The 12,405-nt window shown below is 62.0% G+C and carries 12 protein-coding genes and 1 pseudogene; 6 read left to right on the top strand and 7 right to left on the bottom strand.

Translation table 11 applies throughout. The features are described from left to right. Window positions 1-39: 39 nt before the first annotated feature. From AC1DYO_RS25780 to AC1DYO_RS25770, 3 genes are all read right to left on the bottom strand, one after another. Window positions 40-1,377: an ATP-binding protein gene (locus tag AC1DYO_RS25780; RefSeq protein WP_477267246.1), complete on the bottom strand. Its 1,338-nt coding sequence runs from the start codon at window positions 1,375-1,377 to the stop codon at window positions 40-42. 5 nt (window positions 1,378-1,382) lie between these two features. Continuing rightward, window positions 1,383-2,120, bottom strand: a complete 738-nt coding sequence (locus AC1DYO_RS25775) for a response regulator (protein ID WP_477267245.1) — start codon at window positions 2,118-2,120, stop codon at window positions 1,383-1,385. A gap of 133 nt (window positions 2,121-2,253) precedes the next feature. After that, on the bottom strand, window positions 2,254-2,667 hold the full coding sequence (locus AC1DYO_RS25770) for an organic hydroperoxide resistance protein (RefSeq protein ID WP_477267244.1): 414 nt from the start codon (window positions 2,665-2,667) through the stop codon (window positions 2,254-2,256). A 235-nt stretch (window positions 2,668-2,902) separates the two neighbouring features. On the opposite strand from AC1DYO_RS25770, the gene AC1DYO_RS25765 reads away from it, so the two are divergent. The 4 genes from AC1DYO_RS25765 (at window position 2,903) to AC1DYO_RS25750 (ending at window position 6,465) form a co-directional block, all read left to right on the top strand. Next, complete coding sequence (locus AC1DYO_RS25765) at window positions 2,903-3,949, top strand: alpha/beta fold hydrolase (protein ID WP_477267243.1); 1,047 nt, start codon at window positions 2,903-2,905, stop codon at window positions 3,947-3,949. A gap of 283 nt (window positions 3,950-4,232) precedes the next feature. Further along, window positions 4,233-4,871 (top strand): glycoside hydrolase family 25 protein, encoded by a 639-nt coding sequence (locus AC1DYO_RS25760; protein ID WP_477267242.1) that lies wholly within the window; start codon window positions 4,233-4,235, stop codon window positions 4,869-4,871. A gap of 70 nt (window positions 4,872-4,941) precedes the next feature. Then, the gene (locus tag AC1DYO_RS25755; protein ID WP_477267241.1) at window positions 4,942-5,748 is read left to right on the top strand and encodes a hypothetical protein; all 807 of its coding nucleotides are present in this window, start codon (window positions 4,942-4,944) and stop codon (window positions 5,746-5,748) included. A gap of 24 nt (window positions 5,749-5,772) precedes the next feature. Beyond that, entirely contained in the window at window positions 5,773-6,465 is a 693-nt protein-coding gene (locus AC1DYO_RS25750) for a hypothetical protein (protein ID WP_477267240.1), read from the top strand. Between the two features lie 10 nt (window positions 6,466-6,475). Here the strand turns inward: AC1DYO_RS25750 and AC1DYO_RS25745 are convergent, their stop codons facing one another. After that, window positions 6,476-7,414, bottom strand: coding sequence for an AraC family transcriptional regulator (locus tag AC1DYO_RS25745; RefSeq protein WP_477267239.1), 939 nt, complete (start codon window positions 7,412-7,414; stop codon window positions 6,476-6,478). A gap of 127 nt (window positions 7,415-7,541) precedes the next feature. On the opposite strand from AC1DYO_RS25745, the gene AC1DYO_RS25740 reads away from it, so the two are divergent. Next, a complete protein-coding gene (locus AC1DYO_RS25740; RefSeq protein ID WP_477267238.1) occupies window positions 7,542-8,435 on the top strand; it encodes an SDR family oxidoreductase in 894 nt (297 codons plus the stop codon). A gap of 6 nt (window positions 8,436-8,441) precedes the next feature. On the opposite strand, the gene AC1DYO_RS25735 is transcribed toward AC1DYO_RS25740, so the two are convergent. Both AC1DYO_RS25735 and AC1DYO_RS25730 read right to left on the bottom strand, forming a co-directional pair. Next, window positions 8,442-8,834, bottom strand: a complete 393-nt coding sequence (locus AC1DYO_RS25735; protein ID WP_477267237.1) for a hypothetical protein — start codon at window positions 8,832-8,834, stop codon at window positions 8,442-8,444. 127 nt (window positions 8,835-8,961) lie between these two features. Then, a complete protein-coding gene (locus AC1DYO_RS25730; RefSeq protein ID WP_477267236.1) occupies window positions 8,962-10,008 on the bottom strand; it encodes a class I SAM-dependent methyltransferase in 1,047 nt (348 codons plus the stop codon). A 267-nt stretch (window positions 10,009-10,275) separates the two neighbouring features. Between AC1DYO_RS25730 and AC1DYO_RS25725 the strand changes: the two genes are divergently transcribed. Continuing rightward, a complete protein-coding gene (locus AC1DYO_RS25725; RefSeq protein WP_477267235.1) occupies window positions 10,276-12,255 on the top strand; it encodes a putative bifunctional diguanylate cyclase/phosphodiesterase in 1,980 nt (659 codons plus the stop codon). Here the strand turns inward: AC1DYO_RS25725 and AC1DYO_RS25720 are convergent. Beyond that, a pseudogene (locus AC1DYO_RS25720) lies at window positions 12,252-12,405 on the bottom strand (IS481 family transposase); the annotation flags it as partial. The gene AC1DYO_RS25725 and the pseudogene AC1DYO_RS25720 sit on opposite strands and share 4 nt — an antisense overlap.

Genomic DNA, 12,405 nt, shown 5'->3' with positions numbered 1-12,405 from the left:
GCCCGGCGATCAGGACATCCCAACCCGGCCGGTTTGTGATTACGAATTGCGGCCCACTTGCATCTGATGCGGCAGGTGTATTTCGGCGATCAGGCCGCCGCCTGGCCTGTTTTTCAGTTCGAGCCTGCCCTCGATCGCAAGCGACAATTGATAGGCGATTGCCAGGCCAAGTCCGGCGCCGCCGCTGCCGCGATTTCGCGATTGCTCGAGGCGGAAGAACGGCTGCAGGACGGCCTCGAGCTGGTCTTCGGGAATGCCCGGCCCGCGATCCAGCACCTTTATGACGACGTGATCGCCAGGCCCCTTTTCCGCCGAGACTTCCGCGCTGCCGGTAAATTTCAACGCATTGTCGACGAGGTTGGTGAGGATCCGCCGCAGCGCCTGGGGGCGTGTCACCACGGCGGCATCGATTTCCGCACCTGATGAGACGGCCTTGCCGGTGTCCTGGTAGTCATACACCAGGCTTTCCACGAAGGAACCGAGGTCGATGCGGGAGGGTTTTTCGAGGCTGCCGCGGGCGCTGCGGGCATAGGCCACGCCCTCATGCACGAGGTTCTCGATCTCGGCCAGATCGTGCATCAGCTTCTCTTTCCCCGGCGTCTCGTCCGACAGTTCGGCACGCAGCTTCATGCGCGTTATCGGCGTCTGCAGATCATGGGAGATCGCGGCCAGAATCTGCATACGCTCTTCGAGATGCTCGGCAATGCGCTCGCGCATCGAATTGAAGGCGGTTGCGGCATGCGCGACCTCCAGAGGACCCGATTCGCTCAGACGCGGCGTCGGCTTGCCCGGATCGAGCTTGTCGGCGGCGTTGGCCAGATTGACCAGCGGACGGATAACCAGCCGGACCGCGAACCAGCTGCACAGCACAAGCAAAAGCAGCTGCGCCACCAGCACATAAGGCAGCCACCGTGCCAGCGGCATCAGCGAGGGGTGGACATCGATGGTCAGCGGCGCGCCATCGCTTAGCGTCAAATGCGCCTGAAGACGATCTCCGTCGCCGGGAATGGCTTCGACCCTCACGGGGAACCGCGGGCCGGCTGCTGCGCTTATGGTCGTGGCTATCAAGGGGCCGGGGCCGGTCAGCTCGGGAACCCCCGGCAATCCTGGCCCCAGCACATAGCGATAGGTGTTCCGGTCGAGCAGCGGCAGCCATTGCGCCCGTTCCGCCGCGGGAACGCGATCGAGGATGGCGATCGCCGACCTCACGTCCCTGTCCAGCGTATCGGACATGATCGTCTGGGCTGAGGCGAAGCGCTCCGCGATCAGCAGCACAAAGGACAGACCCTGCGCCACGATCAGGCCAGCCAGCAGAAGCAGGAACAGCCGCGAGCGCAGGGTGCGCGGCCAGGGCAGGAAGCGCCGGGACGTCGCCATCGGGCTCAACCCGGCTCGCTGATTTCGACAGGCATCGACAGTACATAGCCTTCGCTGCGAACCGTCTTGATGTAGGCAGGTTCGCGCGCGTCGTCGCGCAGGCGCTGGCGCAGGCGGCTGACCAGCAGGTCGATGGAGCGGTCGAAGATCTCCGCTTCGCGCCCTTGCGTCAGGTTGAGCAACTGGTCGCGGTTCAGGACACGCTGCGGATGGTCGACGAAGACGCACAGCAGCCGGTATTCGGCGCCGCTGAGTGCGATCGCGGTGCCATCCTCGTCGAGAAGATGGCGCGCCACCGTGTCGAGGCGCCACGTCCCGAATTTCAGCAGGCGGCCGGTCTCGGTCACCTGGAGATTGGGCGGCAGCATGCGCGTGCGCCTCAGCACGGCGTTGATGCGAGCCAGAAGCTCGCGCGCGGCGAAAGGTTTCACCAGATAATCGTCCGCGCCCAGTTCCAGGCCGATGATCCGGTCGGTTTCGTCATTGCGGGCGGTCAGCATCAGGATCGGCGTTGCCTTGTGCTTGCCGGCGCGCAGCTGCCGGCACAGAACGAGGCCATCGTCGCCGGGCATCATCACATCGAGTATGATGAGATCGACTGAATCGGTATCAAGGAAGGCGCGCATCTGCCGGCCGTCGGGCACGGCCGTGGCGCGCAGGCCGTTCTTCTTGAGATAGCCGGAGACCAGCTCGCGGATTTCGTGATCGTCATCGACGATCAGGATGTGATCGACATGATCCATCGTGGATGCTTCCTGCCTTTCTTCGCCTGGCGCCACCAGTACATTTTCCCTTGGGAAAGTGCATCTGGCGCCGCCGGTCAACGCATCGCGAAACGAAATGCGCTGCCGGCGGTTATGTCGCTCTTCCAGCCGCCTACACCAACTCGATCGTGACGCCGATGTTACCACGCGTCGCCTTGGAGTATGGGCAGGTCTGATGCGCTGCGTCGACCACGGCGCGGGCAGCTTCCCGATCCACACCCGGCAGGCTGACATTGAGACGGGCCTGGAGCAGATAGCCGCCCTCGGATGTGGCCAGGTCGACTTCGGCATCGACGGCGGCATCGGACGGCAAAACGACATTCATCTTGCGTGCTGCAAGGCCCATGGCGCCGATGAAGCAGGCCGACCAGCCGGCGGCGAACAGCTGCTCTGGATTGGTGCCGGCGCCGGTGCCGGGCGGTGAAAGCCTGATGTCGAGGTGGCTGTCCGAGCTGTGGGAGGCGCCGTCGCGGCCGCCCGTGGTGTGGGTCTTGCCGGTGTAGAGGACTTTCTCGATCGTCGTCATGGGGATAATTTCCTTAAGCGGAGGATAGCGTTGAGCCGTAATGGCCCGGAGGCCAGCGACATCCGCATAAGAGGCATGCGACGTATCCCGAATGTGTGCTGATCGGCTGGAAATGTATCTCAGTGTGTCCGGGTGCCGGCTTGCTACATCCGCTTTCAATTTCAGCGGATGGGGACACATGGGAGATACACCCGTGCCATCCTTTCCAGCAGGTATCAAATCAGTAGGAGAACCCATGACCGACGAAATCAACCACGACCGCCGCCGCTTCTTTGGTACGGCTGCCCTGACCCTCGCTGCCGCCGGCCTGATCGGCTCGGCCGGCGCACTGGCCGGCACGGCAAAAGCGGCGACCCTGCCCACGGTCAAGCCAGGGACGAACAAATCGTTCGGCGGGCTGAAGCAGGTCAAGGCAGGCGTTCTCGACATCGGCTATGCCGAGGCCGGTCCGGCCGACGGGCCGCCGGTCATTCTCCTGCATGGCTGGCCTTACGATATCCACGCCTTTGTCGATGTCGCGCCGCTGCTGGCGTCGGCAGGCTACCGGGTGATCGTGCCTTATCTTCGCGGCTATGGCACGACGCGCTTCCTGTCCGCCGAGACGATGCGGAACGGTCAGCAATCGGTGGTCGCCCAGGACATCGTCGCGCTGATGGATGCGCTCAACATCCCGAGGGCGATCCTGGCCGGTTTCGACTGGGGGGCGCGCTGCGCCTGCATCGTCTCGGCGCTGTGGCCGGAGCGCGCAAAGGCGCTGGTCTCGGTGAGCGGCTATCTCGTCAGCAACATCAAGACCGGCAAGGTGCCGCTGCCGCCGAGCGCCGAGCATGACTGGTGGTACCAGTTCTATTTCGCCACCGAGCGCGGCGCGGCCGGCTACGACAAATACCGGCACGATTTCGCCAAGCTGATCTGGCAGACGGCGTCGCCGAAATGGAAATTTGACGACGCGACTTTCGACCGCAGCGCCGCGGCCTTCGACAATCCGGACCATGTTGCCATCGTCATTCACAATTACCGCTGGCGGGGCGGGTTGGCGGCGGGCGATCCGCAATATGACGATCTGGAAAACCGGCTAGCCGGCGGCCCGGTCATTGGCGTGCCGACAATCACGCTCGAAGGCGACGCCAATGGCGCGCCGCATCTCAACCCGACGGCCTATCGCAACAAGTTCTCGGGCAAATACGAGCATCGGACGATCGAGGGCGGCATCGGCCACAATCTGCCGCAGGAAGCGCCGCAGGCTTTCGCCCAGGCGGTGATCGACGTCGACGGCTATTGATCCTGTCGCCGGAAGCAAAACGGGCGGCCATTGGCCGCCCGTTTGTACAAAGGACGCAAAGCCCGAAGACGTTCGGATCGTCAGCTTCCTCCAAGGCAGCGCTGTGTGAAGGGGTTCACAGAGGCGGCCTTAGATAGGGCTAATATGCCTGAACTCAGCGAAGGCAAGAGTTCTCCATTCCGCATCTGTGTTCGCTGAGCTTAGGGGCGTTTCTTACAGCTTGCATGATGACGAACGGGGCGCGCCGAATTTTTCGGCGCCCGTCTGGCTATGGGAGCAGGGCATGCCGACGCGCGAGGGGATCGACGTTTCTCACTATCAGAACGAGGCCGGGGGCGGCGGGGCCGGCGCCATCAAATGGGTGCGGGTGCGCAATGCCGGGGCCAAATTCGCGTTCGTAAAAATATCCGACAAGACCGGCAAGGATGCATTCGCGGTCCGCAATGTCGCCGATGCCAAGGCGGCGGGATTGCTGGTGGGCGGCTACCACTTCCTGCGCAACACCGCGCCCGGCGCCGACCAGGCGCATGCCTTTCTCAGCACGGTGGCGTTCGGCAGCGGCGATCTCATTCCCTCGCTCGACATCGAACTCATTCCAGCAACGCCGGCGGCGCGGGCCGCCTATGTCCAGAAGGCGAAGGATTGGGTGGCGGCTGTGCGGTCCGCCCATGGCGGCCGCTGGCCGTTCATCTACACCCGCGCCAACATCTGGCAGGCGCTGGGCAATCCGAGCGGCTTCGGCAACTGCCCGCTCTGGCTTGCCCGTTACAGCTCGAGCCCGCCGCCGATACCGTCGGGCTTCACCAACTATGCGATCTGGCAATTCAGCCAGTCGGGCAGCGTCGACGGGATCACCGGCAAGGTGGACGAGAACCACCTGGTGATGTCGTTCGCCGAGTTTCGCTCGCGTTACAGCCTGTAAGGGACGGCGATCCGGCGGGATCACTTCCGGCGGGATCACTGGGGGACGTCAACTGTCGGGGGCCGTGAACATGTTTCGTGTCTTTGGTTTCGCACTTGCTCTCACTGCCGTTACGGGGCCGGCCTTCGCCGAGGACACGGCTGCCGTCGTTCCGAATGTCGGCCAGTTGGGGACCGAGCTTGCCGCGCTTGCTGTGATCGTGCTGGTGGTGGAAAGCGCGCTCGCCACCATCTTCCAGTGGCGGCTCTACCGGATGCTGTTCAACAACCGCGCCGTGAAGACCCTAGTGATGGTCGCGGTGGGACTGACCGTCGTGCTCGGCTTCCACTACGACATCTTCGCCCGGCTGATCGCACAGGTCACGCCCAGCGGCACGCAGGCTACAAGCTGGAGCCCCAAAATATCGACAGTCCTGTCGGCGCTTATTATCGCCGGTGGGAGCGCCGGCGTGAACACCTTGCTGCAGCGGCTTGGCATCCGCAGCCCGATACAGGCCGAGCCGGAGCGGCCGGTGCTCAACAAGGATCAGGCCTGGATCTCGATCCGGGTGACACGCAACACGGCGGTCGGGCCGGTGCAGATCGCCGTGCGCGAACTGGCCGATGACGCCAAGGCGCCGGCGACGCCCGCGCTTGCCGGCACCCTCGTTGAACGGACTTTCTGGGAGACAGTGCGGGAGGCGTTCATGGCCGACGCGATGCGGTTTCCCAACTATGGCGGGCGCACGGTCGCGGCAGGAAAAACCTATGAAATCCTCGCCGTGGGTAAGCGGCTGGTGCCGGTCAACGGCGTCAACCAGAGCGAAGATTTTTCAATACCGGTCTACAAGGGCAGTTTTGCCTCGCAGGCGATCGTCGACTTCAGCGTCACCGTCTAACGCCACTCATTGGGAAAGACAGCCATGACCAGCGCCATGCAAGATGCGATGATCTGGATGAACAAGAATTTCGGTGCGGATATCGACGCTGCGGTCGCCGGCACGCCGATCACCAAGAATTTGCTGATCTCGATCGGCATCCAGGAAACCTTCTACATCTGGGCGAAGATGTACAAGACGGCAAAACCCGAAGAAGTGCTGGCTGTCTGCGTCGGCGATACGATCGATTTCCCCAAGCGCGCGTCCGCCTGGCCGAAGGACCGGGCGGACCTCGAGAGCCACGCCAGGGGCAAGGAGATGTTCAAGGTGGCGCGCGCCGCTCTGGTGCGCATTGCCGCGATCAATTCGGGCTACAAGGTAGCCGTGAAGAAGGCAGACAAATTCTGCCACGGCTTCGGCATGTTCCAGTACGACATCCAGTTCTTCGAAGGGGACAAGGACTACTTCATCGATGAGAAGTGGGCGACATGGAAAGGCACGCTCAGCCGCGGCATGTCGGAACTGACGGCACAGACCAAGGCGCTCTATGGCGCGGGCAAGAAAAGCCTGACGCATGACGAAAGCGTCTATGTCGCCATCGCCTATAATCAGGGCGCGAAGAAAACCAAAAACAACATGGCCACCAGGAAATTCAAGCAAGGCTACAAGGACGATCAGGGCGTCTTCTATGGCGAGCACATCGACAGCAATCTGAAGGCCACGAAGGGCCTTTGGTGAAGCCTGTCGCTCAGGCGGCTTCCCGTTCACCTTGCTCAACAGAGACCGGGTTCCGGCGGCTGTATTGGCGCGGCGAACAGCCCATAACGCGCTTGAACGCCGTGCTGAAGGCGCTTTCGGATTCGTAGCCGAACGCCAGCGCAATGACCGACACCGGATCGCCGGAATGCATCAGCCTGTCGCCGGCCAGCATCATGCGCCACCGTGTCAGATAGTCCAGGGGTGAGGCGCCGACCGTTTCCTTGAACCTGAGCGCAAAGGTCGAGCGCGACATGCCGGCGCGCTCGGCCAGCTTCTGCAGCGTCCAGCCATGCGCCGGGTCCTCATGCATGGCGGCGATTGCCGCGCCGATCTGCCTGTCGGTCAGCGCGAACAGCCAGCCGACGCTGTCCCGAGCCCCCATATGCAGGCGCAAGGCCTCGATCAGGATCATGTGGGCGAGGTGCTCGACGATGAGAAAGCCGCCGGGACGGCGCTGGCGCAATTCCTGCATCATCCGCTCCACCGGCCAGCGCAGCGCGGAATGGTCGCTCTCGGCGCGGATGTGGACGATGGGCGGCAGCATTCGCAGCAGGATGCCGGCATGGTCGCCGGACAGCGCGAAGCGGCTGCTGACCAGCAGGAAATCGCCGCCGCCATTGTAAGCGGTGATGCCGCCGGTGCGCGCCGGCGAAAAGATCGTTCGGGCATCGACCGTCGGCAGGCCGAGATCGCTGGCAAGACGGAAAGGTCGGCCGCGCGGCAGCAGGAAACAGTCGCCGGCGTCCAGCCGCACCGCGTCGGTGACGCCTTCGACCGACAGCCAGCATCGGCCTGACACCACGGCGCCGCATTTGATGGCGGCCTGCTGGTCGGGAAACTGGATCGCCCAGTCGCCACCGGCTTCCAGCCCAGCGGACAGGTAATTGCGCGGCTTCAGCAGCGACAGCACGTCTGACAGCGGATCCATGAGTGTTTCCGGACGATTGCGAAGGTATCTCGGATTTTACAGCATAGATCGTATGACCTCAACCAACTATCTCCTTCGGCAACGGGCTGTCCCGCGCGGCCTTCGGCAAAAACCAAGGAGAATAATCATGCGTGTGTTCGTGACTGGCGCCACCGGCTTTGTCGGTTCGGCCGTTGTGCGGGAATTGCTTGGGGCGGGCCATCAGGTGTTCGGTCTCGCCCGCTCGGAAGCGGGTGCAAAGTCGGTCGTCGCCGCGGGTGCAGAAGCGCATCGCGGCGATATCGAGGATCTGGACAGCCTGCGTAGCGGCGCTGCCCGGGCGGACGGCGTCATCCATACGGGCTTCAATCACGACTTTTCGAAATTCGCCGCCAGTTGCGCGGCGGACCAGCGCGCCATCGAAACGCTCGGCGCGGCGCTCGAAGGTTCCGAGCGGCCGCTGCTTGTCACCTCCGGACTGGCCGGGTTCGCGCTGGGGAGGGTAGCGACCGAAGACGACAAACCTGCGTCACCATCGGCTTCCATGCCGCGTGCTTCGGAAGCGACGGCCATGGCGCTTGCCGCGCGCGGGGTGCGCGCATCGACGGTGCGGCTGGCGCCGACCGTCCATGGCGACGGCGACCACGGCTTCGTGCCGATGCTGATTGCCATTGCGCGTGAAAAGGGCGTCTCGGCCTATGTCGGTGACGGGATGAACCGCTGGGCGGCGGTGCACCGGTTCGACGCCGCCACGCTGTACAGGCTGGCACTGGAGAAGGGGACCGGCGGCGTCAGCTATCACGCGGTTGCCGAACAGGGCGTGGCGACCAGGGAGATCGCCGAGGTCATCGGCCGCCGCCTCAACCTGCCAGTGGTGCCCAAAGCCCACGAAGAAGCGGCCGCGCATTTCGGCTTTCTCGGCCATTTCATCGGCAGGGATCTATCGGCTTCCAGCGAGCAGACCCGCACTGCGCTGGGATGGCTGCCGACCGGGCCTGGGCTCATCGCCGATCTCGACCGTCCTCGCTATTTCGAGAGCTGAATGGGGTCAGGGCCAGCTGCGTTGCATGGCATTGAGCGAAAGCCAGGCGATCAGCGGCAGGGCAAGCAGAAAGGCCATCCGCAACGCTGCTGATCGCGCTCCGTCCATGTCGCCTCGCCGGAGGCGCAGCCCGGCCTGCACGGCCGCGGCAAGGACGAACACGGCGTAGAGCCCGCCCAGAGCCCAGATGAGTTGCTCGCCCGTCACCGGAATGCCGGCCCGATGCAGCGCATCGCCGATGGCGGTTCCCGGCATCGCGATGAAGAAGGCGACCGTGATGCCGATCAGGAAGCCGATCATTCCGCCGGGAAACGACGTCGCAGACAACGCGACAACCACCGTCAGCAGGATAAGCAGGATGATGAATGCGCGCTGTGACACTGCCGGGAACTCCGTCAACGACGACCGAGTAGCAGCAAAGGCTTAGAAATCTGTTCGCGCCGATCAGGCCGGATTGCGCTGCCTTTGTGCAAATCATGCCCGCCGGGTGCGATGTGAGAAAGTCCTTCGGAGCGCGCTTAGGCTCTTAGAGGTCGCCTTTCCTGACTTTGCCGTAAACGATATTTCGGTTCGAGCCGTAATACACGTCCGCTTCGAAAGAGCTCCCGCCGAGGGCTGCATTGATGATGTCCCACATATCGTCAGCCGAACGTAGGATGAGTGGCCAGTCCATGAAGGTCTCCATGTAACCATCCGTCGTGATCTCGTCGCTGAAATTGGCAAACAGGAATTCGCCACCAGGCTTGACGAATTCCATGGCTCTTTGCAGCAGGCGGACGCCGATGGCATGCGGCAGGTAATCGTAAAGCCCCGATGCGTAGACGAGATCGAATGTGCCAAGAGCGTAGGCGCGGCGAAGAATGCCGCGTACAGAGCCGTGGATTGCCTCGACTGCCGTGCCGGCAAAGTCGTGGTTCACCGTGGCAACGCTGACAGGGTCCTGGTCCAGGCCGACCCAACGTTGCAATTTGCGCTTGGCCAACGCGTCGGAGCGTTCGGCTTCCCGCAGGTGGCCGCAGGCAATCGCCAGCACCTCCGCCTTTGCCACACTGCCGGCCGTCTCGTCCACCGTCCCGGCCAGAATATCCCGCCGCTCGCGCCCCGCCACCGAACTGGCGGCTTCACTGGTGTACGCGTAAATTTGCCGGCCAAGTAAGGTCGACGAAGCCACGATATCGTCGGCAGTGGGATGCTTGTAGTAAATGTCCAGCAGGCCTGCATCGCCCGAATATCCGCGCGGCTTTTCGACCGACCAACGCGTGAACGGGTCCTGGATCAAATATTCCGCGACACGATGCTGCTGAGCCAAAGGAACGAGTTTCTGCCAGACCGCGGGAGCAACCTGCCGGCGGAGCTTGTGAAGTCTGCCCGCCAAGCGATGGACGATGGGGGCGGCCGGTTTGTGCCGCGTGAAGGCTTGATGAGCAAGATCCAGTATCAGGGCGAGCTGGGCCGTGCTGTCCCTCAACTCGTCGGAGTCGGCCGTCTCTTCAGAGATAGCGGCATGTTTTTTCATCAGTCTGGTGGTGACGAGGCTGTATTCGTCGAGCTGCAATTTTGGGTCGATAGGCATGCCGTGTCTCCGGTTTAACCCCGCCCGGTCCACGGCAAACAGCATAGGTGTGTCGCTGCATGATGCGAACTATTTTAATAAAATTTTAATAAAACTTTAGACGATTGAGCGGTCATCCACCCTCCTGAACCGGCTAAATCCGAACCGCCTGTTTACCGTCGGTTAGCGACATCCGACTTTTCCTGCGGACAGTGGTGCCTTCATTCTCCGACGGCAGGCGACCTCGGCTATTGCATTCGCTACTGCAGATCGCGGAGGAGCGGTGCAATGCAACTGAGCGAGGACGTTGCCCAGAAGGTGGCGGTTGCGATTGCACGCCCGCGGTGGCATTCGGCCGATCCGGAACTCCTGGCACTGTTCCTGCAGAAAGATGCCGATGAAAATCGCAGTCTCGTGCGATGGGGTATTGCGGCTGCTGTAGTCAGCTATGTGGCCTATGGCCTGTTCGATTGGTTTCTTTTTCCGGATATCGCCGATCGGCTTATTTTGACCCGCGTTACGCTGGGGGTCACTTCCCTGGCGCTTGTCGAATTTGTCGCCCGGCGGGGCTTCGCCCTTCCCAGCTTGCATCTTGTAGCAGCGCTGGCGATTGTATCCGGTGCCCTTGGATGGCTCGTATCCGCTCTTGGAACAGAGCATCAGGATGCCCTCTCCCATTTCATGGTTTTTGGCACCGTGTTTATCCTGGGTGCGAATTTGTTCTTCAACTTCCGGTTTTGGCTTTCAGCCATGGCCTCCGCGACGGTCGCCGCAAGCTTTGTGTACGCCGCGATGTTCTCCCTTCAGGCCGACATCGCAGGCCGGGTCGTGCTGTCGGCCTATTTCGTGAACTGCCTGGTGTTGTCGCTTTATCTTTCCTGGCGACTGAGCCTGGAGCGCTACCAGACGTTCCTGCACGCACTTCGGGCACAGATTCAGGAGCAGGCTGCTATTAGGAAGGGGCAGAAGCTAACCGAAATCGCGGACACCGATCCGCTCACGGGAATGAAAAACCGGAGGGCGATCATTCGAGAATTCTCGGAGCTGCGCGAAGACTGGGCCGCGGACGACGACGAGATCGGCCTCATTCTGATCGACGTCGACTACTTCAAAAGGTTCAATGACGGACTTGGTCATCAGGCCGGCGACGATTGTCTGATCAAACTCGCCCACGTCCTTTCCGAGATGGCGGCTTCGAACAACGCCGTTGCGGCACGCTATGGCGGAGAAGAATTCGTCATTCTCTGCAAGGTCACCGGACGGGCTCACCTTCATGAAATAACGCAGCAATTTTGTCGCGCGGTGGAGGACTTGGATATCTACCACCCTGATCGGGGTGACAAGCTCAACATTGTCACGATCAGTGCCGGAGCCTCGTTGACGCGCGCCGATCAGAGCATAGAACTTAGAATCCTGCTGCAGGAAGCTGACCGCGCACTCTATGCGTCCAAGTTTGCTGGTCGGGCTACGTTCACAATTTACGACCCGCACGCCACCGGCCGGGATCGCTCCAGCGAAAATCTTTCAGAACTGCTGAAGCTGGCAATTTCCAACCAACTCGTTTCTGTCGCTTACCAGCCAATTTTCGACCTGGCGTCTGGACGAGTGCTGGGCCACGAGACTCTGATGCGGCTATGCGACTTCGACGGCACCATGATCGGTCCGTCCGTATTCATACCGGTTGCAGAGCAAACTGGAGCGATAGTGGAACTGGGTACGTGGCTGGTCGATCGAGCCTGCGGTGACATGGCTGAATACGGATTGGGCTCGGTCGTAACAGTGAACGTATCTGTTTTTCAGCTCAAGGCTCCTAACTTTTCACTGCGGATCACCGAAATCCTTGGTCGGCACGGCCTCGCGCCACAGAAACTGGCCATCGAAATCACCGAAGGCAGTGACATTTTTCTGGAGGCGCAAGCGGTAAGGAACGTGGAGCGGCTGCGAAAATTGGGCGTTCAGATCTGGCTGGACGACTTCGGAACGGGATTTGCCGGCCTTACATGGCTCCGCCGTTTCAAATTCGACGTGGTCAAGATCGACCGCAGCTTCCTCCACGATTGCCAGACGTCTCGAGGCTTGAGCCTGTTGCGGGACATGGTCGGACTGCTTCGCAATCTCGGCCATGTCGTGCTCGCCGAGGGCGTTGAAACTGAAGAGCAGTACATATTGCTGCAGCGCCTGGGGGTAGATCTGATGCAGGGCTTCCTCACCGGGCATCCGGTCCCGATCGAAGAAGTAGACCAAATCAGGCAAGGCCTCGTTGCCTAGATGTTTAGTCCCGGCATTTGCTGGAGCGGATCAAGCTTGAAGCGTTCTGGCTGTGCAGCCCATGCCTTGCAAATGAACTCGTAGGGCGTGAGGCCTTTGAGGGTCTTGAGCCTGCGGGCGAAGTTGTAGGCAGCGACGAAGTCGGTGAGG

This window comes from Mesorhizobium sp. P2_F5 (assembly GCF_056403715.1).
The sequence above is the reverse complement of the archived record's forward strand: the minus strand, read 5'-3'. Positions and strand labels throughout refer to the sequence as shown.

What these genes read in the sequence shown, in the direction of transcription:
- AC1DYO_RS25775 (WP_477267245.1), bottom strand. Translation starts at nt 2,120, where the DNA reads ATGGATCATGTCGATCACATCCTGATCGTCGATGACGATCACGAAATC.
- AC1DYO_RS25750 (WP_477267240.1), top strand. Translation starts at nt 5,773, where the DNA reads ATGACCAGCGCCATGCAAGATGCGATGATCTGGATGAACAAGAATTTC.
- AC1DYO_RS25755 (WP_477267241.1), top strand. Translation starts at nt 4,942, where the DNA reads ATGTTTCGTGTCTTTGGTTTCGCACTTGCTCTCACTGCCGTTACGGGG.
- AC1DYO_RS25725 (WP_477267235.1), top strand. Translation starts at nt 10,276, where the DNA reads ATGCAACTGAGCGAGGACGTTGCCCAGAAGGTGGCGGTTGCGATTGCA.
- AC1DYO_RS25770 (WP_477267244.1), bottom strand. Translation starts at nt 2,667, where the DNA reads ATGACGACGATCGAGAAAGTCCTCTACACCGGCAAGACCCACACCACG.
- AC1DYO_RS25740 (WP_477267238.1), top strand. Translation starts at nt 7,542, where the DNA reads ATGCGTGTGTTCGTGACTGGCGCCACCGGCTTTGTCGGTTCGGCCGTT.
- AC1DYO_RS25730 (WP_477267236.1), bottom strand. Translation starts at nt 10,008, where the DNA reads ATGCCTATCGACCCAAAATTGCAGCTCGACGAATACAGCCTCGTCACC.
- AC1DYO_RS25760 (WP_477267242.1), top strand. Translation starts at nt 4,233, where the DNA reads ATGCCGACGCGCGAGGGGATCGACGTTTCTCACTATCAGAACGAGGCC.
- AC1DYO_RS25745 (WP_477267239.1), bottom strand. Translation starts at nt 7,414, where the DNA reads ATGGATCCGCTGTCAGACGTGCTGTCGCTGCTGAAGCCGCGCAATTAC.
- AC1DYO_RS25765 (WP_477267243.1), top strand. Translation starts at nt 2,903, where the DNA reads ATGACCGACGAAATCAACCACGACCGCCGCCGCTTCTTTGGTACGGCT.
- AC1DYO_RS25780 (WP_477267246.1), bottom strand. Translation starts at nt 1,377, where the DNA reads ATGGCGACGTCCCGGCGCTTCCTGCCCTGGCCGCGCACCCTGCGCTCG.